Here is a 22352-nt window from a genome sequence, read left to right as displayed (position 1 = left end):
CCCCTCTTCTCAGGACGGAACTCTTCGCGGAAATCGTCACTGTAATCGAATGAACGCGGTGTGTCACTAGGCCGGTCAGGCTACCGTCCGGTTACGCACCGTACAACAACCCTCACCTAGGAGAAACCATGTCGCACTTCCTCCCCACCAGCAACATCGTCCCGTCCCGCCGCCGCGCGCAGCGGCCGACCGACTGGACGCGGCAGCTCCCCACCGACTGGACCCGCGCGATCCCGACCGACTGGACCCCGCGGCAGCTGCCGACCGACTGGACCGCCCGCGAACTGCCCACCGACTGGACCGTGCGCGAGCTGCCGACGGATTGGACCCGCCCCGGCGTCTCGTCACCGCTGCCGCAGTGCCCGACCGACTGGACGCGGTCCTGACCCGTGCCCGGTGACCGGCCGGCCGGGCCGGTCACCGGGAATCCGGTTGCGCACGACGCCACAGCGCCGCCGCGCCGATCGCCGCCGCCACGCCGATCGCGCCCGCGCCGGCGACCACCCCGTGCGGGGCCGCGCGTTCCGCCGCGAGCCCGGCCAGCACCACGCCCAGGCCCTGCGACACCCGCAGCGCCGTCAGCGCGAAGCCGAACGCCTGCGCGCGCTGGGTGTCCGGGGTCAGCTGGACGAACGTCGTGTTCGCGATCAGGTTGTACGAACTCGCCACCCCGGACAGCGTCAGCAGCGCCAGCGTGCCCTCCAGGTTCGGCCGCAGCGAGCAGCCGAGCAGGGCCGCGCACGCCAGCACCGCCAGCGGCCCGAGCAGCCGCGCCCGCCGCTCGGGCGGGATCCGCGACAACGCCGCCATCCCGAGCACGTTCCCCAGCGCGTACGCCGCCAGCAGCAGCCCGACCACCACCGCGCCGCCCCCGAGTTCGGCGGCGTACGGGGCGGCGATCGCCTCGCCCGCGATGTAGATCCCCGACACGCACCCCAGCGCCACCAGCGCGAGCCGCCGCCGGTCGCCGGTCACCACCGTCCAGCCCGCGCGGACGTGCCGCCACCAGCGGACGCCGGACGATTCGCGGGGCGCCCGCGCGTGGACGCCGGTGACCAGGAACAGCGCCGACGCCGCGAAGCTGACCGCGTCCGCCAGCAGTGCCCCGCCGGTACCGATGGCCGCCACGAGCAGCCCGCCCAGCGCGAAGCCGGCGACCTGGCCCGCCTGCACCAGCATCATCAGCAAACCCATGCCGGGCACGAAGGTGTCGCCGGGCAGCACCTGCGGCAGCAGTGCCGCGCGCGCCGCGTTCCAGACCGGGTTGAGCAGCTGGACGCCGACCAGCAGCGCCGCCACCGGCGCCAGCGGGAGACCGGGCACCGCCATCACGGCCACCGCGGCCGCGCGCAGGACGTCGGCCACGACCATCACCGCCCGCGGCGGGTGGCGGTCGGCCAGCCCGGACAGCAGCGGCCCGCCGACCAGGTCCGGCAGGAACGTCAGCGCGTACGCCAGCGCGGCCCAGCCCGGCGAATTCGTGCGGTCGTAGACCAGGATCGACAACGCAACGCGCGCCAGCTGGTCACCGGTGACCGAGACCAGCTGCGCGGAGAACAGCGCCCGGAACTCGGTCACGCCGAGGACGTCCCGGAACCCGACCGCGCGTGCCGCCATGGGCACTCAGGGTACCGGCGCGGACGCCCAGCGTGAACGGCCGTTAGGAGGTCACTGGCCTTCGCCGCACGTGATTTTCGGCTGCGGGTTGTAGTGGACCGTCCGGGTCGAGCGACTGACTTCGCGGCCGGACGCGGCGTCCTTGAGCACGCGCGTGTCCGTCGTGGTGAAGCCGGGCGCGCCGTTGGACGCGTGGCAGTTCTCCGCCGGGCCCGGCTTGGGCTGCGGGTCGCTCGGGTTCGAGCGGCCGCCGGGGATCGACTCGACCGTGTAGCGCTTGGTGCCCCACAGCTTCACCGTGATCGACGACGGCGACCAGATCGCCTGGATCGCGATGCCGGTGGCCGAGTCGTTGGTGAACTTGAGGTCGATCACGCTGGAGCCGTTGGGGTTCTGGAACACCGTCGCCTCGCGCGCGGCGGGGTAGCGGCTGATGTAGTAGCTGTGTTCCTTGTGCCCGGCGTCCTTCATGCCCGCGAAGTAGGACGCGTTGTACAGCGTCGTCGCGAACTGCGAGATGCCGCCGCCGACTTCGCGGCCTGGGGCGCCGTCCTTGATCACGCCCGCCTCGACGTAACCCTGCGGCTTGCCGCGCGGGCCGGTGAACCCGTTGAGGCTGAAGGTTTCCCCCGGCTTGACGATGGCGCCGTTCACCTTCTGCGCGACGACGCGGATGTTCGTGCCGGAGTCGGCCGCGAAGCCGCCGGTGGTGAACTCGCCGACGACCTCCTTCACGCCCAGCTGGTTCGCCTGCTCGGTGGTCACCTTGGCCGGCGCGTCCTTGTAGACGGCGGGCACCTCGCGCCCGTCGGTCTTCTTCAGGACCTCGGGCAGCGGCTTGAGGCTCGGGTCCCAGTCGATGGTCCGGCCGTCGGTGGAGGGGGCGACCGTGGGCTTGCCGCCCTCGAAGACGATGGTCGCCTCCTTGCCCTCCTTCTCGGTGGACTTCAGCTGCGGCCCGGCGGCTTCGGCGATCTTGGCGTTGTCGATCTTCGGGTTCAGGCCGCCGCCGTCGGCGGGCTCGAACGTGATCGCCGCGGCGATCGCCTCCGGCTTCACGGTGGCGTTCTTGCCCTCGCCCTTGACCACCAGCGGACCCGAAACGGCGGGCCGCGCGAACTGGTCGAGCGCGGCCTGGACGCCTTCGGGGGTGGTGCGGACCGGCGTGCTCGTCACCGGCAGCGCGAGGGTCTCGCCCCGCGCCCAGTGCTCGACGACGGCGGCGCTCGCGGCCGGCACGTCGAGCTTCTGCCCGGCCTTCGGCGGCACGGCGACCGGGTTCACGCCCTCGAACTTCACGGTGCCTTCGGCGGGGTCGCGGTCGACCTGGCCGCGCAGCTGCTCCAGCGCGGCGGTGAGCTTGGCGTCCTCGGCGTGGCTGACGACGCCGACCTCGCGGCTGGAGAACAGCGACGACAGGCGCGTGAACGGGTTCAGCGGCTGCTCGCCGGCCTGGTCGAGGGTCTGCGGCCAGTCGAGCTTCAGCCCGGCGAGGGTCGGCGAGAGCGTGCCCTGGACGTCGCCCGCCGTCACGGCCAGCGGACGGGTGAGCCGCGGCTCGATCCGGCCGCGCAGCTCCTGCTCGGCGGCGGCGCGGTCCATCCCGCCGACGTCGACGCCGGCCACGGTCACCCCGCGCGGCACGCTGCCCTGGCTGACCAGCAGGTCGACGCCGTAGACGACGACGAGGAAACCGAACACCCCGCCCGCGATCCAGCCGGCTTTGCGCAGGTCGCGCTGCTTCGGGGGCGTGGCTTCCGGCTCGGGCCGGACGACCGGCAGGACGTCCGTCTGCTCACCGTGTGACTCGGGCCAGCGCGGTTCGTGCGGCAACTCTCCACCCCTTCAACGCGGCACCGGATCGCGCCGGTGACGGCCTCAGCGTACGGGGCACCCGGACAAGCCGTACGACTCGCCCTAACGGGGGATGAACCGGTCACGGAACGGCCGACCGAGGCAACCTCACCGCGCGTCGGGCTCGGGATTGTGTCCCGCCCGGGCCAGGAAGTCGAAGTCGCAGCCTTCGTCGGCCTGCGTGATGTGTTCGCTGTAGAGCGCGCCGTAACCGCGCTCGAACCGCGGCGCCGGGGCCACCCAGGACGCCCGCCGTCGCTCGAGCTCCTCGTCGGACACCTCGAGCCGCAGCGTCCGGGCGGGAACGTCCAAGGTGATCAGGTCGCCGTCGCGGACCAGCGCGAGCGGGCCGCCGACGTGCGACTCGGGGGCGACGTGCAGCACGCAGGCGCCGTAGCTGGTGCCGCTCATCCGCGCGTCCGAGATCCGGACCATGTCCCGGACGCCCTGCTCGAGCAGGTGCGCGGGGATCGGCAGCATCCCGTACTCGGGCATCCCCGGGCCGCCGAGCGGGCCGGAGCCCCGCAGCACCAGTACCGAATCGGCGGTGATGTCCGGGTTGTCGATCCGCTTCTTGAGGTCCGCGTAGTCCTCGAACACCACGGCCGGGCCGGTGTGCGTGAGCAGGTGCGCCTCGGCCGCGATGTGCTTGATGACCGCGCCGGACGGCGCCAGGTTGCCGTGCAGGACGGCGACCCCGCCCTCGGCCGCCACCGGGTTGTCCCGCGGCCGGATGACGTCGTCGTCGTGCACCTGCGCGGCGGCGAGGTTCTCGCCGAGGGTGCGCCCGGTGACGGTGGGCCGGTCGGGGTGCAGCAGGTCGGTCAGCCGCGACAGCAGCCCGGGCAGGCCGCCCGCGTAGTAGAAGTCCTCCATCAGCCAGTCGCCGCCGGGGCGGATGTTCGCGAGCACCGGCACGCGCCGCGCGATGGCGTCGAAGTCGGCCAGCGACAGCGGGATCCCGCTGCGCCCGGCCATCGCGATCAGGTGGATCACGGCGTTGGTCGAGCCGCCCAGCGCGAGCACGGTGGTGATCGCGTCGGCGTACGCGCGCTTGTCCAGCACCTGCGTGATCGTCAGGTCTTCCCAGACCATGCCGACGATCCGCGCTCCGCTCGCCGCGGCCATCCGGTGGTGCGCCGAGTCGACGGCGGGGATCGACGCGGCGCCTGGCAGCGTCACGCCGAGCACCTCCGCGGCCGACGTCATGGTCGAGGCCGTCCCCATCGTCATGCAGTGCCCGGGGGAACGGGCGAGACCTCGCTCCAATTCGGACATTTCCGCGTCGCCGATGAGCCCGGCACGCTTGTCGTCCCAGTACTTCCACATGTCCGTGCCACTGCCGAGGACTTCGTTGCGCCAGTGCCCGCGCAGCATCGGCCCGGCCGGCACGAAGATCGCGGGCAGCCCGGCGCTCGCCGCGCCCATCAGCAACGCCGGCGTCGTCTTGTCGCAGCCGCCCATCAGGACGGCGCCGTCGATCGGGTAGGACCGCAGGATCTCCTCGGTCTCCATGGCGAGGAGGTTGCGGTAGAGCATCGGCGTCGGCTTCTGGTAGGTCTCCGACAGCGTCGCGACCGGGAACTCCAGCGGGAAGCCGCCGGCCTGCCAGACGCCGCGCTTGACCTGCTCGGCGCGTTCGCGCAGGTGCATGTGGCAGGGGTTGATGTCGGACCAGGTGTTGAGGATGCCGACGACCGGTTTGCCGAGGTGCTCTTCCGGGTTGTAGCCGAGCTGGCGGCCGCGGGCGCGGTGGCTGAAATTGCGCAGCTCGTCGCCGCCGAACCAGCGGTGGCTGCGGAGCTCCTCGGGCGTCTTCATGCGATCCAGTATGGCATCTGATATATGATCTCGGGGGCCTGGTTGAATGGGTCCCGACACTAGTGAGGGAGCGCGCCATGACCGGGACGTTCAGCTTGCCGGCCTCCCGGACCGAAGTGGTCCTGGAGGAGATCCGGCGCGGCATCCTCACCCGCGAGCTGGTTCCCGGCCAGCCGCTCGTCGAAGCGGAGCTGGCTGCGCGCCTCGGCGTGTCCAAGACGCCGGTGCGCGAGGCGCTCAAGGTGCTCTCCAACTCCGGGCTGGTGACGTTCAGCCCGTACAAGGGCGCGTCCGTGGTCACGGTCGACGCCGAGCTGGCGAAGTCCGTCTACGACGTCCGGACGGTGCTCGAGCCGGAAGCCGTCCGGCGGACCGTCGAGCGGCGCGACCCCGCCCTGCTCGAGGACGCGGCGGAGGCGCTGAAGGAGGCGTCGTCGGCGATCGCGGACAAGGACCAGGCCGCGCTCAGCCTGCTGAACCGCCGGTTCCACCGCGCCCTCTACCGCGGCTGCGGCAACCCGCTGATGGTCAGCATCCTCGACGACCTCAAGGACCGCGCGGCGCTGATCAGCGTCGTCGGCTGGGAAGCCAACCCCAGCTGGAAGAAGGAGTGGACCGAGCACAAGGCGGTGCTCGCGGCGGCCAAGAAGGGCGACGCCGACGGCGCCGCGGCGCTGCTGCGCGAGCACATCGGCGGGTTCCTGGACCGGGTGCTGAAGGCCATCGGGTGAAGCTGCTCCTCATCTCGGACACGCACCTGCCCGCCCGCGCCCGCGTGCTGCCGCCGCAGGTGTGGGCCGAGGTCGAGGCCGCCGACGTCGTCGTGCACGCGGGTGACTGGGTCGAGGTCGCCCTGCTGGACGAGCTCGAGGCGCGCAGCAAGCGGCTGATCGGCGTCTACGGCAACAACGACGGCCCCGACCTGCGGGCGCGGCTCCCGGAGATCGCGCGGGCGGACCTCGACGGCGTCCGGCTGGCCGTGATCCACGAAACCGGCGCGAAGCAGGGCCGTGAGCAGCGGTGCGACGCGTGGTTCCCGGACACCGACGTGCTCGTGTTCGGGCACAGCCACATCCCGTGGGACACCGTGGCGCCGTCCGGGTTGCGGCTGCTCAACCCCGGTTCGCCGACCGACCGCCGCCGCCAGCCGCACTGCACGTACCAGACCGCGCGCGTCGAGGACGGCGTTCTGGTGGACGTCGAGCTGCATCAACTGCCCCCGAGGGGGTAGACAGGTCCCATGGATCCGGCATGGGCCTTGCGGGAGATCGCGTTCCAGCTCGAACGCGCGGGGGAACCGACCTACCGCGTCCGGGCGTTCCGGAACGCGGCCGCGACCGTCGACAAGACCGACGCTGCGCAGCTGGCCTCGATGGCGGAGAACGGCACGCTCACCTCGCTGCCCGGCATCGGCAAGGCGACCGCCGGGGTCGTCGAGGACGCGCTGGCCGGGCGCGATCCGGCGTATCGCGCCAAGCTCGTCGAGAAGGAACTCCCGGACGGCGAGCCGCTGCGGTCGGCGCTGCGCGGGGACTGCCACACCCATTCGGACTGGTCGGACGGCGGCAGCTCGATCGGCGAGATGGCCGTCGCGGGGCGGGACCTCGGCCACGAGTGGATGGTGCTGACCGACCACTCGCCGCGGCTGACCGTCGCGAACGGGCTTTCGCCGGACCGGCTGCGGACGCAGATGCAGATCGTCGCGAAGGCCAACGAGCTGATGGCGCCGTTCCGGCTGCTGCACGGCATCGAGGTCGACATCCTCGACGACGGTGCCCTCGACCAGGAGGACGAACTGCTGGGGCAGCTGGACTTCGTCGTCGCGAGCGTGCACTCGAAGCTGCGGATGCCGGCCAGGGACATGACCCGGCGGATGGTGGCGGCGGTCCGGAACCCGCGCACGCGGGTGCTCGGGCACTGCACCGGCCGGCTGGTCGTCGGCCGCGGCCGTCCCGAGTCGGAGTTCGACGCCGAAGCCGTGTTCACCGCGTGCCGCGAGAACGGCGTGGCGGTCGAGATCAACTCCCGGCCGGAGCGGCTCGACCCGCCGATGCGCCTGCTGCGGCTGGCCGCGGAGATCGGCTGCGACTTCACCATCGACAGCGACGCGCACGCGCCGGGCCAGCTCGACTGGCTGGGCTACGGCTGCGAGCGCGCGATCAAGGCGGGGATCGGCCCCGAGCGCGTCCTGAACACCCGCACGGCCGACGAGCTGGTCAGCCGCTGATCTCGATGACCGGGTGCCGCGCCGGGTCGAGCCAGCGCAGGAGCTCCGTCAGGTCCGCGCCGGGGATCGCGACGCAGCCGGCGGTCGGCTTCCCGTCGGTGACGTGCAGGAAGAACGCCGAACCCGCGCCCGGCACGACGGGTGCGCGGTTGTAGTCGATGACGACGGCGTTGGCGTAGACCGCGCCCGCCTTGCCGAGGTTCTCCCCGGCGGCCTCGTCGAACGGGCACGTGCCGGGAGTGCAGGAGAAGTGCGTGTTGTAGTGCGGGGAAGCGACGTCGGACACCCACCAGTCCGAGGTGGTGACTTCCCGGTAGGGCAGCCGGGTTTGCGCCGGTGCGGTACCGAACGCCTCGGTCAGCGGCCAGACGCCCGCCGGGGTGTGGGACGTCGACTCGCTCGCCTGCCCGACCCCGTTCTTCCCGACGTGCGCCCGAACCGGGCCGTAGGCCTTCGTCCACTCGCCGCCGGTGCGCTGCCACGCCGTGAGGACGGCCGTGGTCGCGTCCGCCGGATCGGCTCGGACGGTGATGCGCTGTTCCGGCTCGGGCTGCTCCGGCGAGGCGGCCCCGCTGGTCAGCAGCGCGGCCGCGGCCAGCGTGACACCGAGGGATCTCCTGCGCATACGGGAGAGCCTAACGGTGCCACGCGGGCCGCGCCGGGTTCAGTTGATGGTGTAGGAGTCGCCGTAGACCTTCCACTTCAGCGGCGTGTGCAGGTCGAAGTTGCCCGCGTTGAGGAACACCAGCTGCTCGGTGTCGACGCGGGAGGTGTCGGCGTGCGCCTCTTCCTGCTTCATGATGACCTTGCGCGCGGCGAAGAACGCCTTGAGGTAGGTCGCCTCGTCGCCACCCTGGGCCGGCGTCTTCGCCTTCTTCATCGCGGCCTTGCGGATGCCGCCGAAGCTGTCGGAGCTGTCACCGGGGCCGTGCATGACGATCGCGTCGTAGTAGGCGAACTGGCCGAGGTTGCTGAGGCCGTCCGACTTCCCCTGGCTCACGGCCGGGTTGAAGTAGACGCGGTCGCGCTCGTTGTTCTGCGCGGTCTGGAACGCGCTGGTGGCCGCGGCCTGCTTCCACGCGCTCTCGAACGCCGAGCCGAGGCCGCTGTGCGAATCGGTGCCGTTCACCTTGCGCAGCGCGGGAAGGAACTTCGCGAGCGGGTTGTCCGGGACGGAATTCGTGTACGCCTCGACGAGTTCGAGCATGTCGCCGGTGCCGGAGCAGAACCCGATGATGCCGGCGGTGTACCCGCGGCCGTCACCGATGTCCTCGATGTACTTGTACTGCGCTTTCCAGTCCAGCGACGAGTTTTCCGCGCTGGAGACCAGCTTCATCGCGATCTCCTTCTTCGCCGGCACCGACAGGTCACCGGCGGCTCGGACGCTCGCGCTGGTCACGCTGGTGGTTTCGTTCGCGGCGATCGCGGGGGTGGTGATCACGAGGGCGGCCACGGAGGCGGCGCCGAGCGCGCCGACGAGAACCGGCCGCAACTTCTTGCTCATGGGAGGAGACCCTTTCCGCGGTGTGCGCCGTGGGGGATCACGGCGGTTACGGGTGATGCGGGTGGAGCTGCGGCGTAGCGACACGGTAGCGAAGAGTCAGCGGGCTCCACAAGAGGCGGAATTCGTTCATGTTCGTGAACGGTCCAGACCAGTGCTGGGGTCCGGTTAGGACGGTGGCCGGGGCTGCGCCGAGGTCGCCACGGGGGCCGATGTCATGAACGACCCTTTCACCGCGTGGGGCGCGGTGAACGACTCGTTCATGACGTCCGTGCGGGCCGGGCGAGCCGGGACGGCCGGGACGACTCAGCGGGCGCCGGCGAAGAGCCTGATCACGTCCGGGAGCACGTTCACCGGGATCGTCGGGTCGATCGCCCGCTGCACGCCCAGGCCGATGCCCAGGCTGAGCAGGGCCGTCGCGGCGTCGTCGGCCGACATCGGGAGGGTGATCGCGAAGCGCTCGGCGTAGCCCGTGAGCAGGCCGGCGATGGTTTCGCGGATGGCCTTGTCGCGCGCGGCCAGTTCGGCGCGCACGTGCGGGTCGCGGCGGGCGTTCGTGGCGAACTCGACCTCCAGCGCGGTCCAGGCCTCGTCGCCGATGCTGCGCTCGGCCCACGCCTGGAACGCCGTGAGCAGCCCTTCCATCCCGTCCGCGCCGGACAGCGCCTCGGCGACCAGTGTGACCTGCTCGTCGTGGATCCGGTCGAGCACCGCGAGGCAGAGCTCGTCCTTGCTGCGGAAGTTCGAGTACACCGCGCCCTTCGAGTACCCGGCCTCGTCCGCGACCTTCTCCAGCGACGTCACCGAGTAGCCGTCGCGCAGGAAGAGCTCCTTGGCGGTGTCGATCAGCTGCTGCCGGGTGCGTGCCTGGCTTTCCGCGCGGGTGAGTCGGGCCATGCGTGCACTCTAGTCAGGTCCGGAATCGGGGTACCGTCAGTATCGAGATACTGTTAGTCTCCGAAAATGGAACAACGCCACTTCGAAGTCCTCGTCGTCGGAGCCGGGGCGTCGGGATTGGGCGCGGCCATCCGCCTCGGCCAAGCCGGGGTCACCGACCTCGCCGTGCTGGAGAAGGCGGACTCGCTCGGCGGCACCTGGCGCGACAACACCTACCCCGGCTGCGCCTGCGACGTCCCGTCCGCGCTGTACTCCTACTCCTTCGCGCCGAACCCGGAGTGGACGCGCGCGTTCGCCGGGCAGCCGGAGATCCGGGCGTACCTGCACGAGACGGCCGCGCGGTTCGGCGTCACGGAGAAGATCCGGTACGGCGTCGAGGTCACGCGGTCGCAGTGGAATCCCCGGGATGGCCGGTGGGAACTGGAAACGTCGGCCGGCCCGTACACCGCGCGGATCCTCGTCGCCGGCACCGGGCCGTGGCACGAACCGAAGGTCCCGGACCTGCCCGGTCTCGCGGAGTTCCCCGGCGAAGTCTTCCACTCCGCGCGCTGGAACCACGGCTACGACCTGGCGGGCAAGCGCGTCGCGGTGATCGGCACGGGCGCGTCCGCGGTGCAGTTCGTGCCCGAGATCGTGCCGCGGGTGGCGGAGCTGCACCTGTTCCAGCGCACCGCTCAGTGGGTGCTGCCGAAGCCCGACCACCACGTCCCCGGCGTCGAACGGTTCCTGCTCCGGCGGTTCCCGGCGCTGCAGCGGGCGTTGCGCCGGGCGGAATACGGCGCGATGGAGACGCTCGGGTTCGGCTTCCGGCACCCGTGGCTGCTGCGGCAGGTGCAGAAGATCGGCCTCGCGCACCTGCGGCTGACCGTGCGGGACCCGGTGCTGCGCACGGCGCTGACACCGGACTACACGCTCGGGTGCAAGCGGCTCCTGATGTCCAACACCTACTACCGGTCGCTCACCGAGTCCCATGTGGACGTCCACGCGACGGGCGTCTCGGCCATTCGGGACGGTCGCGTGCTCGGTGCGGACGGCTCGTCGGCCGAGGTCGACGCGATCATCTTCGGCACCGGCTTCCACATCCTCGACATGCCGGTGTCGGCGCGCGTGTTCGACGGCGACGGCCGCAGCCTCGACGACCACTGGAAAGGCAGCCCGCGGGCGTACCTCGGGACGACGGTGGCCGGCTTCCCCAACCTGTACCTGCTGCTCGGACCGAGCCTCGGCACCGGGCACTCGTCGGCGTTCATGATCATGGAAGCCCAGCTGCGGCACACGGTGGCGGCGGTGACCCGGACGCTGCGCTCGGGCTGGGCGTCGGTTTCGGTGCGGGCTTCGGTCCAGGAGGCGTTCGACGCGGACGTCCAGGCGGCGCTGCCGGGCACGGTCTACCAGTCCGGCGGGTGCTCCAGTTATTACACGGACGTCAACGGGCGCAACAGTTTCAGCTGGCCGTTCTCGACCGGACGGCTGCGCTCACAGGTGGGTTCGTTCGACGAGAAGGACTACGAAATCAGGAGGGCCCATGCGGTTCGGTAGCGGCTACCCGGTCATTGACCCGCGCGGCGCGGTCGTCGCGATCACCGGCGGGGCACGGGGAATCGGCCGCGCGACGGCGGCGGAGTTCGCCGCGCGCGGGGCCACGGTGTGCGTCGGCGACCTGGACACCGTGCCGATCGCGGACGCGCACAGCTTCCCGCTGGACGTGACCGCGCGCGAATCCTTCGACGCCTTCACCGAGGCGGTGACTTCGCGGTTCGGGCGGATCGACGTCCTGGTCAACAACGCCGGTGTGATGCCGCTCGGGGATTTCCTGGCGGAGCCGGACGAGGTCGGCCGGACCACCCTGGACGTCAACGTCCAGGGCCTGGTCAACGGCCTGCGCTCGGTGCTGCCGGGCATGATCGCGCGCGAGCGGGGGCACGTGGTGAACGTGGCGTCGATGGCGGGCAAGATCCCGCTGCCGGGCATGGCGGTCTACAACGCGAGCAAGTTCGCGGCGGTCGGCCTGACGGCGGCGGTCCGCCGCGAGTACGCGGCGACGGGGGTGAGCGTGAGCGCGGTGCTGCCCGGCGCCGTGCGGACCGAGTTGTCTTCGGGGGTGCGGCTCGGGGGAGCACTGCCCACAGTGGACCCGGAGGACGTGGCCGAGGCGATCGCGGGCACGCTCCGGACCCGGCGCGCGGAGACGGCGGTCCCGCGGTGGCTGGCGGGCTGGGACCTGCTGGCGGCGATCACCCCGGAACCGGTGATGTCCCGGGCCCGCGGCCTGATCGGCGACGACCGGGCGCTGACGGAACTGGACCCGGCGGGGCGGGCGGCGTACGCGGGCCGGGTCGCGGCCCAGGTGCGGTCACGACAACCCGGCCACCCACCCAACCGGCGGCCGGGCTCGGCTCAGTCCCACTCCCAGACCATCCCGTAGACCCCCGGCTGGGCGTCCAGCACCGCGATGTGGCTGGTCAGGCTGGGCCCCACCGGCAGCTCCCGCGACCGCTCCCCGTCCGGCGAGCCCTCCCGGGGCTGGTGGTAGCGGTAGCAGCGCACCGGCACCGCCGCCGGGTCGAAGGCCGCCTGCAGCACGATCTGGCGGGCCGGTGCGCGCACCCCGAACTGCAGGTAACTCGTCTCCGGCGGCGTCCCCTCGTACCCGAACTCGAAGTCGAACACGTACGTCTCGCCCGCCCGCAGCGGGTAGTCGAAGCGCAGTTCCACGGCCATCAGCTCGGACGCCGGGTCGCGGCGGACGCGGCCGGGGCGGCAGCAGTTCGCCGACCGCAGCACCGGCCGGTGGCCGCCGCCGGTCTGCGGGCGGAAGAAGGAGACCCAGCGGTCGACGCCGTCCTCGCGGCTGGTCACCACCAGCTCCGAACGGACCGAGCGCTCGGTGCGGTCCGGGCCGAGCGTCGCGCGCTGGTGGACCGAGGCCAGCGCCAGGCGGGCGTTGCCGTCGAGGTCGATGCCGTCGCAGGAGGCCAGCTCCGTCGGCTCGGACCCCAGCGCGCTGGCCAGGCTGACCCCGCCGGGCCACGGCGTGCGCTCGCGGGGGCGCGCGACCAGCGTCGTCAACGCGTCCGCGGGCAGGCCGAGGCATCCTTCCGCGACGCCGACCGCGTGCAGCGAGCGGTGCCCTTCCGGGTGACGCCGGCCGCGGCGCCAGTAGCTCAGCGTCGCCAGGCTGACCTGGGCGCCGTGCGTGGCCATCCGCCGCTGCAGTGCTTCCAGGCTCAGCCCGCGGTGCCGGATCGCCGCGTCGAACGCCACCTCGAACGGTCCTTCCCGGACCGCGGTGGCGACTTCCGCAGGCAGCGCTTCCATCGGGTAAGCATGAATTCTCGCGGAACACCGCGCAACGAGGCCTGCCACCAAAGTAGGTGACAGGCCTCGCCGGGGGATCAACTGACCGTGAGCGCGGTGTCGTCCACGGCGAACGACGTCTGCAGGGACTGGTCCTCGGTCCCGGCGAACTTCAGCGTGACCGTCTGCCCGGCGAACGACGACACGTCGATCGTCTTCTGGACGTAGGCCGAGTTGCGGTCGAGGTTCGAGTACGTCGCCAGCGTCGTCGAGCCGAGGGACACGACGAGCTTGTCGTAAGCGACGTTCTCGGTCTCACCGGTCCACACGCGCAGCCAGAACGTCAGGCTGGCGCGGCAGTTCGCGGGGATCGTCACCGACTGCGAAACCGTGTCGGTGTGCGCCGAACCCCAGCCGCCGAGCCACGAGCCGTAGCTGCCCGAGCGCGCCGGCGCCTGGCTGCCCCACTGGCCGATCGTGGTGTTCGGGTCGGTCCACGACGCCTGGCCCGACTCGAAGCCCGGGTTCTGCACCTGCTGCCCGCTGCACCCGCCCGGGGGCGGCGTGGTCGTGGTCGGCGGGGTGGTCGTCGTCGGGGGCGTGGTGGTGGTCGGCGGGGTGTCCGTGCACGTCGGGTCGCCGGACTGCGCCGGCACGCTCACCGCGTTCCACGCCGCCTTGACCGTGTTGAACTCGGTGCAGCTGCCCGGGTACAGGTTCTTCGCGGCCTGCAGCGTCCACGTGCGGTAGCGCAGGTAGCCGCTGCCGGACGTCTTCAGCTGGACGGCGCCGTGCATGATGTTGATCGCCTTGCGGATGCCCAGACCGGTCACCGAGGTGTTGTTGCACGTCGAGCTCGCCGGCTGCCCGTTCGTCGGGTTGCTGCCCTCGGCCAGCAGGTAGAACCAGTGGTCGCCGGGCCCGGCCGCCTTGTGCACCTCCGCGTTCGGGGTCGAACTGGAGTAGCAGTTCGGGTCGCCGACCTTCGACGGGTCGTACATGTAGCGGATCGCGCCGGTGCCGACCAGGTTGACCTCCTCGCCGATCGCGTAGTCCGGCGGGTCGTACTGCGACGGCTCGTTCGCGTAGAACTCCGTCGCGGTGCCGAAGGTGTCGGCGATGAACTCCTGCGTGCCGCCGCCGGAGAAGCCGCCGGAGCCGGAGTAGTCGTCGATGCCGTGGCCCATTTCGTGGCCCAGGATGTCGAGCGAGCCGACCCATTCGCCGCTCGGGTTGTGCCCGAGGTTCACGTAGGCCGGGCGCGAGTTGTAGTAGTACGCGTTTTCGTCGTCGAGGCCGACGCGGATCTTCCACGCGCCGCCGTTGCCGGTGAAGCCGTTGCGGCCCACCCATTCCGAAAGCATCTTCTTTTCGGTCTGCGCGACGAACAACGCGTCCGCGCAGCCGGTTTCGATGTTCGTGCCGCTGCCGTTGCCCCAGCTGTCGTCCGGTCCGGTGAGGACGGCGTCGCTGCTGTAGTTGCGGCAGTCCAGGTTGGCCGTGTTCGGGTCGGCCATCGAGTACGTGCTGCCGGACTTCGTGGTGTTGAGCGCCAGCGGCGACGGGCCGTTCCACTTGCCGGTGCCGGTACCCGCGGCGACGTGCTGCACGCTCCGCAGCACCCGGCCGTCCACGGCGTCGACGTAGACGCTCAGGCTGCTCGGCTCGCCGTGCTCGTCGGTGCCTTCGACGTTGCTTTCGTAGGCCAGCCGCCCGCTGCCGTCGGCCACCACGACGAGCTTGCCGCCGGGCAGGCTCTTCGGCCCGCGGACCTGCTTGCGGGCGACGGCCTCGGCCTGCTGTGCGGACAGCTTGGCGCCGCGGACGTCGAGGTCGCCGAGTGCTTGCTGCTGCGCGACCGACGTCGTCTTCACGGTGCCGGCGGCGTCGGTGGCGATGACCAGGTCGCCGCCGATCACGGGCAGGCCGTCGTAGGTGCGGTCGTAGACGACGTACGACAGGCCGCCGGCGGACCGCACGTCCCGCTGGACGAACTTGTCGTGCGTGCCGGTGAACAGCGCGGCGGGGCGGGCCGCGACCAGGCTCGCGGCGGCGCCGGTGGCGTTGGCCTGCGCCTGCGCGGCGGAGGGCGGCGGTTCGGGCGCGGGCTGCGCGGGCGCGGCGACGGCGATGCCGACCACCACCATGCCCGCCGCCGTGGCGCCGCCGAGCGCGGCGAACCGTTGCGGCAATCTCATGACGCTCCTTGGAAAAACGCGAAGGGGAGGGGAGAACCCGATCGACGCTAATCGCGGAGCGGAGGCGTCAGAAGATTCATCACAGCACCGGATTTTCACGCCCGCCGCTGTGAAAGCGTGAAAACCTCAGAGCGTCTCGAAGCGAATGCCCGCCTTGACGAGGCGGTCGATGAGCGCGTCACCCATGGCGGTCGCCGTGGTCACCTGGCCCGCCGTTTCCGGAAGTTCGTCGGTCGCCAGGCACAACGCCGATTCCGCGAGCATCTTCGCCGTCTCGTCGTAGCCGGGGTCGCCGCCGGACACCTCCGTGACGACCCGCGAGCCGCCGCCCTCGCCGAAGAACCGCACCGAGAACCACGACCGCGCGCGGCGCTCGGGGCTCGGCCCGCCGCCGGGCGTGAGCAGCCGCGACAGCGCCCGCCGCGCCGGCGGTACCTGCGCCGCGGCGAGCAGGGCGCCCGCGCCTGCCACGCCGCCGGCCAGCACCGGCAGGTGCTTGACCGCGGCGAAGTGCCGGTAGGTGAAGTCGGGTCCGTAGCGCTCGGACGCGGCCGCCGACCGGCGGACGACCTCGGGGTCGATGGTCGGCAGCGGCACCGCCCACCAGCCGGGGTCGGCGACGCGGTGCGGGCGCCCGAGCGGGGCGTGCGCGAACCGGCCGGCGGGCCGGGGCTCGGCCGCGGCCCGTTCACGAGCGACCCGGGCCCCGGCCGGCAGCCGGGACATGATGGTCAGCGCGCTGAGGAACGTGCCCCCGGACGGCATCCCGCCGGCCCGGACGTACCCGTCGACCTCCAGCGGCACGCCCTCGGGCAGCTGCCGCACGGTGAACCACGCGCCGAGGTCGTGCGGGATGGAGTCGAAGCCGCACGCGTGCACCAGCCGCGCGCCGGTCTCGCGGGCGCGCCGGTCGTGCGCCAGGTACATCCGGTCGACGAACTCGGGTTCGCCGGTGAGGTCGACGTAGTCCGTGCCCGCCTCGGCGCACGCCGCCACCAGCGGTTCGCCGTGCGTCAGGTACGGCCCGACGGTCGTGATGACCACTTTCGCCGATTCAGCTACGGCCCGCAGCGCCTCGGGATCCGCGGAGTCGGCGATCAGCAGGTCGAGCGCGGCGAACCGGTCGTCGATGGCCGCCAGCCGGGCCCGGACGGCTTCGAGCTTGCCGCGGTTGCGCCCGGCGAGGGCCCAGCGCAGCTCGGCGGGCGCGTGGCGGGCCAGGTACTCGGCGGTCAGCCCGCCGGTGAACCCGGTGGCACCGAACAGGACCACGTCGTGCGCGCGCATGTCACTCCTCATCGTCCGACGTCGGGCCCGCTCAGGTTACCCGCCGGTCAGTTCGCGGCGCCGGGTGGAAGTACCGGCGAGTACAGTGCCCCCTCGAACGCGAGGAGGAACCCGTGACCGAACGCTTCGGCAGCTACCAGAACGAGATCTACCTGCAGGGACTCGGGGGTCAGCTGCCGCCGTGCTCGACCGACGCGACCAAGCTCGAGGCGTCGGCACGCGAGGTCATGGCACCCGGTCCGTTCTCCTACGTCGCCGGCGCGGCCGGTTCCGGCGCGACCGCGCGCGCCAACCGCGAGGCGTTCGACCGCTGGCGTGTCGTCCCGCGGATGCTGACCGGCGCCACCGAGCGCGACCTGGCCACGACGGTGCTCGGTACCCGGCTGCCCGCCCCGGTGGCCGTCGCGCCGGTCGGCGTCCAGTCGATCGTGCACCCGGACGCCGAGTCCGCGACCGCCCGCGCCGCCGCGTCGATCGGGCTGCCGTTCATCCTCTCCACGGCGTCGTCGACGAGCATCGAGGACGTCGCCGCGGCCAACGGCGACGGCCCGCGCTGGTTCCAGCTGTACTGGCCCGGCGACGCGGACGTCTGCGCGAGCCTGCTTTCCCGCGCGAAGAGCGCGGGGTACACGGCGCTGGTCGTCACGCTCGACACGTGGACGCTGGCCTGGCGACCGTCCGATCTGGACCAGGCGTACCTGCCGTTCCTCAAGGGCGAGGGGTGCGCGGTCCCCTTCACCGACCCGGTGTTCCGCGGCCTGCTGGAGAAGACCCCGGAAGAAGACCTGAACATGGCGATCCTGCGCTGGATCGGCATGCTCACCGGCACCGACCGGACGTGGGACCAGCTGCCGTTCCTGCGCGAGCACTGGGACGGCCCGATCGTGCTCAAGGGCATCCAGCACGTCGCCGACGCGCGCCGCGCGGCCGAGGCCGGCATGGACGGCATCGTGGTCTCGAACCACGGCGGCCGCCAGGTCGACGGCGCGATCGGCGCGCTGGAAGCGCTGCCCGGCATCGTCGCGGCGGTCGGTGACCGGCTGGAGGTCCTCTTCGACTCGGGCGTCCGCACCGGCTCGGACGTGCTCAAGGCACTGGCGCTGGGCGCGCGGGCGGTCCTGGTCGGCCGCCCGTGGGTGTACGGCCTGGCGCAGGCCGGCGAGGACGGCGTCCGCCACGTGCTGCGGAGCCTGCTGGCGGACTTCGACCTGACCATGGGGTTGTCGGGCCACCGGACGCTCGCGGACCTCGGCCCGGACTCGCTCCAGCGGAGCCCGAGGTAACGAATCGGGAAACCCCGCGACAGGGGCGGGACCGCCGGTTAACCTTCGGTCCCAATCGTGGGCCGTCGGGGGCGGCCTGCTCCCGTTTTCCTTTCCCGTTGGGGGTTTTCCATGGCCGGAATCGCCATGCGCATCGGTGTCGTCTTCGCCGTCCTGGGCTTCGGCTCGCTCATCCTCGAGCAGTTCGACTACGAGTTCCGGCTCATCGCCTGGGCCTCGGACATGCAGCCGTGGTTCGGCATCGGCCTCGGCGTCGTCGGCCTCGCGCTGTGCGGCGTCTCGGCGCTGGCCGGCCGGGCCAAGGCCACGCCGCAGCAGCAGCCCGCTGCACAGCAGCAGTACCCGCAGCAGCCCGGCCAGCCCGGCTGACGCCCTGACCCGGGCGCCCCTCGGGCGCCCGGGGTGGGCCGGGTCACGCGAGCGGGATATTGAGAGGCCCGGGTCGTGACGCACGGCTATCCTCGGTCCGAGAATGTCCACGCCATCCCCCTTCGCAGAACTGCGGGCGCGCCTGCCCGAGCTGATGCCGCGCGACGAAGTGCGTCTGCGCCGCCGGCTCGACGGTGCCCGCAAAGCCCGTGACCGCGATGCCGCCCTCGCGCAGATCTCCGCCGACGTCGAGAAGGCCGAGCTGCGCGTGCAGTCGCGGCGCGAGAGCGTGCCCAAGATCGAGTTCCCCGAAGAGCTGCCGGTCAGCAGGCTCAAGGGCGAGATCGCGGCCGCCATCGAGAAGCACCAGGTCGTGATCGTCGCGGGGGAGACCGGCTCGGGCAAGACCACCCAGCTGCCGAAGATCTGCCTCGAGCTCGGCCGCGGCATCCGCGGGCAGATCGGGCACACCCAGCCCCGCCGGCTCGCCGCGCGCACGGTCGCCGACCGGATCGCCGGCGAGCTGAAGACCGAGCTCGGCGACACCGTCGGCTACAAGGTCCGGTTCACCGACCAGTCCGGGCAGGACACGCTGGTCAAGCTGATGACCGACGGCATCCTGCTCGCCGAGATCCAGACCGACCGCTCGCTGCGCCAGTACGACACGCTGATCATCGACGAGGCCCACGAGCGCAGCCTCAACATCGACTTCATCCTCGGCTACCTCAAGCAGCTGCTGCCGCGCCGCCCCGACCTCAAGGTCATCATCACCTCGGCCACCATCGACCCGGAGCGCTTCTCCCAGCACTTCGACGACGCGCCGATCGTCGAGGTCTCCGGCCGGACGTACCCGGTCGAGACGCGCTACCGGCCGCTCGTCGACCCCGACGACCCGGAGGGCGACGACGAGCGCGACCAGACCCAGGGCATCCTCGACGCCGTCGAGGAGCTGTGCGCCGAGGGACCCGGCGACATCCTCGTGTTCCTCTCCGGCGAGCGCGAGATCCGCGACACCGCGGACGTGCTCAACCGCGCGGACCTGCGCGGCACCGAGGTCCTGCCGCTGTACGCGCGGCTGTCGGCGGCCGAGCAGCACCGCATCTTCCAGCCCCACGCCGGGCGGCGCGTGGTGCTCGCGACCAACGTCGCCGAGACGTCGCTGACCGTGCCGGGCATCAAGTACGTCGTCGACCCGGGCACGGCGCGGATCTCCCGCTACAGCCACCGGACCAAGGTGCAGCGGCTGCCGATCGAACCGGTGTCGCAGGCGTCGGCGAACCAGCGCAAGGGCCGCTGCGGCCGCACGTCCGACGGCATCTGCATCCGGCTCTACTCCGAAGAGGACTTCGAGAGCCGCCCGGAGTTCACCGACCCCGAGATCCTGCGGACCAACCTGGCGTCGGTCATCCTGCAGATGACGTCGCTGGGGCTCGGCGACATCGCCGCGTTCCCGTTCGTCGAGCCGCCGGACCGCCGCCAGGTCACCGACGGCATCGGCCTGCTGCAGGAGCTGGGCGCGTTCGACAGCGCGGCCGCCGGGAACAGCGACCGGCGCCTCACCGACACCGGCCGCAAGCTCGCGCAGCTGCCGGTCGACCCGCGGATGGGCCGGATGGTCCTGGAAGCGGCGAAGAACGGCTGCGTCCGCGAGGTCATGATCATCGCCGCCGCACTGTCCATCCAGGACCCGCGCGAGCGGCCGGCGGACAAGCAGCAGGCGGCCGACCAGCAGCACGCGCGCTTCGCCGACCCGACGTCGGACTTCCTCGCCTACCTCAACCTGTGGGAGTACGTCGCCGAGCAGCAGAAGGCGTTGTCCGGCAACCAGTTCCGCCGGATGTGCCGCACCGAGTACCTGAACTACCTGCGCCTGCGGGAGTGGCAGGACATCTTCAGCCAGTTGCGCCAGCTGGCCAAGCCGCTCGGCATCTCGCTGAACACGAACGCGTCCCCGGTGGACCCGCAGCGCGTGCACACGTCGCTGATCGCCGGGCTGTTGTCGCACATCGGGCTCAAGGACCCCGCGAAGGGCGACTACCTGGGCGCGCGCGGCGCCCGCTTCGGCGTGTTCCCCGGTTCGGCGCTGTTCAAGAAGCAGCCGCGCTGGGTGATGTCGGCCGAGCTGGTCGAGACGTCGAGGCTGTGGGCGCGGGTCAACGCGCGCATCGAGCCCGAGTGGGTCGAGCCGCTGGCCCAGCACGTCGTCAAGCGGAACTACTCCGAGCCGCACTGGGAACGCAAGCAGGGCGCGGTGATGGCGACGGAGAAGGTGACGCTCTACGGCGTCCCGCTGATCGCCGACCGCCGCGTCAACTACGGCCGGATCGACCCGGAAGTGTCGCGGGCGATGTTCATCCGGCACGCGCTGGTCGAGGGCGACTGGCAGACGCGGCACCACTTCTTCGCCGAGAACCGGGCGCTGCTGGAAGAGGTCGAGGACCTAGAGAACCGGGCGCGGCGGCGCGACATCCTCGTCGACGACCAGACGCTGTACGAGTTCTACGACTCCCGGGTGCCGGACGACGTCGTTTCGGTGCGGCACTTCGACAGCTGGTGGAAGAAGGCCCGGCACGAGCAGCCGGACCTGCTGTCGTTCGAGAAGTCCATGCTCATCAACGAAACCGCGGGCGGCGTGCGGGAGTCGGACTACCCCGACTCGTGGACGCAGGGCACGCAGGTCTTCAAGCTGACCTACCAGTTCGAGCCGGGCGCGGACGCCGACGGCGTCACCGTGCACGTCCCGCTGCCGGTGCTGAACCAGGTGACGCCGGACGGGTTCGACTGGCAGGTACCGGGTCTGCGCGAAGAGCTGGTCACCCAGCTGATCAAGTCGCTGCCGAAGGCGTTGCGGCGCAACTTCGTCCCGGCGCCGGACACGGCCAAGTACGTCCTTTCGCGAGTGTCCCCTTCGGACGGTCCGCTGCTGGAGGTGCTCGGGCGCGAGCTCCGGGCGCTGCGCGGGATCACGGTGCCGTACGCGGACTGGGACCTTTCGTCGGTGCCGGAGCACCTGAAGACGACGTTCCGCGTGGTCGACGAGCGCGGCAAGAAGGTGGCCGAGGGCAAGGACGTCGAAGCGCTGCAGCGGCAGCTGGCCCCGAAGGTCCGCGAGACGATCTCGAAGGCGGCCAACACCCTGGAGAAGGCCGGGCTGACGAAACCGTCGTTCGGCTCGCTGCCGAAGGTGTTCGAGTCGACCCAGCGCGGCCACGACGTCAAGGCGTACCCGGCGCTGGTCGACGAAGGTGCGTCGGTGGCGGTGCGCATGCTCGACACCCCGGGCCAGCAAGCTCATGCGATGTGGTCGGGCACGCGGCGGATGCTGCGGCTGAACCTGAACTCGCCGATGAAGTTCATCACGAGGTCGCTGTCCAACTCCTCGAAGCTGGTGCTGAACCGCAACCCGCACGGCAGCGTCGCGGCCCTGCTCGAAGACTGCGTCGACTGCGCGGTGGACGCGCTGATGACCGCCGGCGGCGGCCCGGTCTGGGACGAGACCGGGTTCAAGGTGCTGCTGGAGAAGGTCCGCGCCGGCCTGCACCCCGAGGTCCTCGGGGTGCTGACGGACGTCGAGAAGATCCTCCGCGCCGCGAACGACGTCGAGGTCCTGCTGCCGGCCACGCGCGGTCCCGCGGAGTCGCTAGCCGACATCCGCGCGCAGCTCGCCGCGCTGATCTACCCGGGTTTCGTGACGGAGACGGGTGCTTCGCGGCTGCGCAACGTCGTTCGCTACCTGCAGGGCATCTCGCGCCGGCTGGAGAAGCTGCCCACGGAGCCGACGCGCGACCTGCAGCGCACCGCCGACGTCGCGTGGATCCAGGCCGAGTACGCCGACGCGCTGGCCTCGCTGCCGCCGGGCACGTCGTCCCCGGCGTTGCGCGAGGTGCGGTGGATGATCGAGGAGCTGCGGGTTTCCTTCTTCGCGCAGACCTTGGGGACGGCCCACCCGGTGTCGCTGAAGCGGATCACGAAAGCGATCGACGACGCCCTCGCGTGAGCCC

18 protein-coding genes are annotated in these 22352 nt (G+C 71.6%); 9 read left to right on the top strand and 9 right to left on the bottom strand.

The annotated features are described in order from the left end of the window. The first annotated feature begins 128 nt into the window (after positions 1 to 128). Complete coding sequence (locus AB0B33_RS28100) at positions 129 to 386, top strand: hypothetical protein (protein WP_360777134.1); 258 nt, start codon at positions 129 to 131, stop codon at positions 384 to 386. Between the two features lie 31 nt (positions 387 to 417). On the opposite strand, the gene AB0B33_RS28095 is transcribed toward AB0B33_RS28100, so the two are convergent. The 3 genes from AB0B33_RS28095 to araD all read right to left on the bottom strand — a co-directional run bounded on the left by AB0B33_RS28095 (position 418) and on the right by araD (position 5292). Next, positions 418 to 1617, bottom strand: coding sequence for an MFS transporter (locus AB0B33_RS28095; protein WP_360777132.1), 1200 nt, complete (start codon positions 1615 to 1617; stop codon positions 418 to 420). 51 nt (positions 1618 to 1668) lie between these two features. Then, positions 1669 to 3450 (bottom strand): VanW family protein, encoded by a 1782-nt coding sequence (locus AB0B33_RS28090; protein WP_360777130.1) that lies wholly within the window; start codon positions 3448 to 3450, stop codon positions 1669 to 1671. A gap of 129 nt (positions 3451 to 3579) precedes the next feature. After that, the gene (araD, locus tag AB0B33_RS28085; protein WP_247020037.1) at positions 3580 to 5292 is read right to left on the bottom strand and encodes an L-arabinonate dehydratase; all 1713 of its coding nucleotides are present in this window, start codon (positions 5290 to 5292) and stop codon (positions 3580 to 3582) included. A gap of 77 nt (positions 5293 to 5369) precedes the next feature. Between araD and AB0B33_RS28080 the strand changes: the two genes are divergently transcribed. From AB0B33_RS28080 to AB0B33_RS28070, 3 genes are read left to right on the top strand one after another with little or no spacing between them, the layout of a single operon-like run. Next, complete coding sequence (locus tag AB0B33_RS28080; RefSeq protein WP_247020039.1) at positions 5370 to 6023, top strand: GntR family transcriptional regulator; 654 nt, start codon at positions 5370 to 5372, stop codon at positions 6021 to 6023. Beyond that, positions 6020 to 6523 (top strand): metallophosphoesterase, encoded by a 504-nt coding sequence (locus AB0B33_RS28075; protein WP_360777128.1) that lies wholly within the window; start codon positions 6020 to 6022, stop codon positions 6521 to 6523. The genes AB0B33_RS28080 and AB0B33_RS28075 overlap by 4 nt, the downstream gene beginning before the upstream one ends. Positions 6524 to 6532: 9 nt before the next feature. Beyond that, positions 6533 to 7519: a PHP domain-containing protein gene (locus AB0B33_RS28070; RefSeq protein WP_360777126.1), complete on the top strand. Its 987-nt coding sequence runs from the start codon at positions 6533 to 6535 to the stop codon at positions 7517 to 7519. Here AB0B33_RS28070 and AB0B33_RS28065 read toward each other — a convergent pair. The 3 genes from AB0B33_RS28065 to AB0B33_RS28055 form a co-directional block, all read right to left on the bottom strand. Further along, a complete protein-coding gene (locus AB0B33_RS28065) occupies positions 7509 to 8144 on the bottom strand; it encodes a L,D-transpeptidase family protein (RefSeq protein WP_360777125.1) in 636 nt (211 codons plus the stop codon). The genes AB0B33_RS28070 and AB0B33_RS28065 overlap by 11 nt on opposite strands. 39 nt (positions 8145 to 8183) lie before the next feature. Further along, entirely contained in the window at positions 8184 to 9023 is an 840-nt protein-coding gene (locus AB0B33_RS28060) for a chitosanase (RefSeq protein ID WP_247020047.1), read from the bottom strand. Positions 9024 to 9326: 303 nt separating this feature from the next. Then, positions 9327 to 9917 carry a TetR/AcrR family transcriptional regulator gene (locus tag AB0B33_RS28055; RefSeq protein WP_247020049.1) on the bottom strand — a complete coding sequence of 197 codons (591 nt, stop codon included), beginning with the start codon at positions 9915 to 9917 and terminating at the stop codon, positions 9327 to 9329. A 66-nt stretch (positions 9918 to 9983) separates the two neighbouring features. Here AB0B33_RS28055 and AB0B33_RS28050 point away from each other — a divergent pair, with 66 nt between their 5' ends. Together AB0B33_RS28050 and AB0B33_RS28045 are read left to right on the top strand one after the other, a co-directional pair. Beyond that, positions 9984 to 11456, top strand: coding sequence for an NAD(P)/FAD-dependent oxidoreductase (locus AB0B33_RS28050; RefSeq protein ID WP_360777122.1), 1473 nt, complete (start codon positions 9984 to 9986; stop codon positions 11454 to 11456). Continuing rightward, complete coding sequence (locus AB0B33_RS28045) at positions 11443 to 12342, top strand: SDR family oxidoreductase (RefSeq protein WP_360777121.1); 900 nt, start codon at positions 11443 to 11445, stop codon at positions 12340 to 12342. The genes AB0B33_RS28050 and AB0B33_RS28045 overlap by 14 nt, the downstream gene beginning before the upstream one ends. Here AB0B33_RS28045 and AB0B33_RS28040 read toward each other — a convergent pair. From AB0B33_RS28040 to AB0B33_RS28030, 3 genes are all read right to left on the bottom strand, one after another. After that, entirely contained in the window at positions 12315 to 13235 is a 921-nt protein-coding gene (locus tag AB0B33_RS28040) for a hypothetical protein (protein ID WP_247020055.1), read from the bottom strand. The two genes, AB0B33_RS28045 and AB0B33_RS28040, sit on opposite strands and share 28 nt — an antisense overlap. Positions 13236 to 13312: 77 nt before the next feature. Further along, positions 13313 to 15412: a M4 family metallopeptidase gene (locus AB0B33_RS28035; RefSeq protein ID WP_247020058.1), complete on the bottom strand. Its 2100-nt coding sequence runs from the start codon at positions 15410 to 15412 to the stop codon at positions 13313 to 13315. Positions 15413 to 15538: 126 nt separating this feature from the next. Then, positions 15539 to 16699, bottom strand: coding sequence for a saccharopine dehydrogenase NADP-binding domain-containing protein (locus AB0B33_RS28030; protein WP_360777118.1), 1161 nt, complete (start codon positions 16697 to 16699; stop codon positions 15539 to 15541). A gap of 113 nt (positions 16700 to 16812) precedes the next feature. Here AB0B33_RS28030 and AB0B33_RS28025 point away from each other — a divergent pair, with 113 nt between their 5' ends. The 3 genes from AB0B33_RS28025 (at position 16813) to hrpA (ending at position 22348) form a co-directional block, all read left to right on the top strand. Next, entirely contained in the window at positions 16813 to 17982 is a 1170-nt protein-coding gene (locus tag AB0B33_RS28025; protein ID WP_360777116.1) for a lactate 2-monooxygenase, read from the top strand. Between the two features lie 111 nt (positions 17983 to 18093). Next, complete coding sequence (locus AB0B33_RS28020) at positions 18094 to 18351, top strand: hypothetical protein (RefSeq protein ID WP_360777114.1); 258 nt, start codon at positions 18094 to 18096, stop codon at positions 18349 to 18351. A 103-nt stretch (positions 18352 to 18454) separates the two neighbouring features. Next, positions 18455 to 22348, top strand: a complete 3894-nt coding sequence (gene hrpA, locus AB0B33_RS28015) for an ATP-dependent RNA helicase HrpA (RefSeq protein WP_360777112.1) — start codon at positions 18455 to 18457, stop codon at positions 22346 to 22348. Positions 22349 to 22352: the final 4 nt, after the last annotated feature.

The sequence above is a fragment of the Amycolatopsis sp. NPDC049159 genome (genome assembly GCF_040648295.1).
In the GTDB taxonomy this organism is placed as follows: Bacteria; Actinomycetota; Actinomycetes; order Mycobacteriales; family Pseudonocardiaceae; genus Amycolatopsis; species Amycolatopsis pretoriensis_A.
Note: the sequence above shows the minus strand (reverse complement) of the source record. Positions and strands in the feature narration are given on the sequence as shown.

Coding starts and splice junctions, on each gene's coding strand:
- AB0B33_RS28100 (WP_360777134.1), top strand. CDS start 129: ATGTCGCACTTCCTCCCCACCAGCAACATCGTCCCGTCCCGCCGCCGC.
- AB0B33_RS28095 (WP_360777132.1), bottom strand. CDS start 1,617: ATGGCGGCACGCGCGGTCGGGTTCCGGGACGTCCTCGGCGTGACCGAG.
- araD (WP_247020037.1), bottom strand. CDS start 5,292: ATGAAGACGCCCGAGGAGCTCCGCAGCCACCGCTGGTTCGGCGGCGAC.
- AB0B33_RS28080 (WP_247020039.1), top strand. CDS start 5,370: ATGACCGGGACGTTCAGCTTGCCGGCCTCCCGGACCGAAGTGGTCCTG.
- AB0B33_RS28070 (WP_360777126.1), top strand. CDS start 6,533: ATGGATCCGGCATGGGCCTTGCGGGAGATCGCGTTCCAGCTCGAACGC.
- AB0B33_RS28065 (WP_360777125.1), bottom strand. CDS start 8,144: ATGCGCAGGAGATCCCTCGGTGTCACGCTGGCCGCGGCCGCGCTGCTG.
- AB0B33_RS28060 (WP_247020047.1), bottom strand. CDS start 9,023: ATGAGCAAGAAGTTGCGGCCGGTTCTCGTCGGCGCGCTCGGCGCCGCC.
- AB0B33_RS28055 (WP_247020049.1), bottom strand. CDS start 9,917: ATGGCCCGACTCACCCGCGCGGAAAGCCAGGCACGCACCCGGCAGCAG.
- AB0B33_RS28050 (WP_360777122.1), top strand. CDS start 9,984: ATGGAACAACGCCACTTCGAAGTCCTCGTCGTCGGAGCCGGGGCGTCG.
- AB0B33_RS28045 (WP_360777121.1), top strand. CDS start 11,443: ATGCGGTTCGGTAGCGGCTACCCGGTCATTGACCCGCGCGGCGCGGTC.
- AB0B33_RS28040 (WP_247020055.1), bottom strand. CDS start 13,235: ATGGAAGCGCTGCCTGCGGAAGTCGCCACCGCGGTCCGGGAAGGACCG.
- AB0B33_RS28035 (WP_247020058.1), bottom strand. CDS start 15,412: ATGAGATTGCCGCAACGGTTCGCCGCGCTCGGCGGCGCCACGGCGGCG.
- AB0B33_RS28030 (WP_360777118.1), bottom strand. CDS start 16,699: ATGCGCGCGCACGACGTGGTCCTGTTCGGTGCCACCGGGTTCACCGGC.
- AB0B33_RS28020 (WP_360777114.1), top strand. CDS start 18,094: ATGGCCGGAATCGCCATGCGCATCGGTGTCGTCTTCGCCGTCCTGGGC.
- hrpA (WP_360777112.1), top strand. CDS start 18,455: ATGTCCACGCCATCCCCCTTCGCAGAACTGCGGGCGCGCCTGCCCGAG.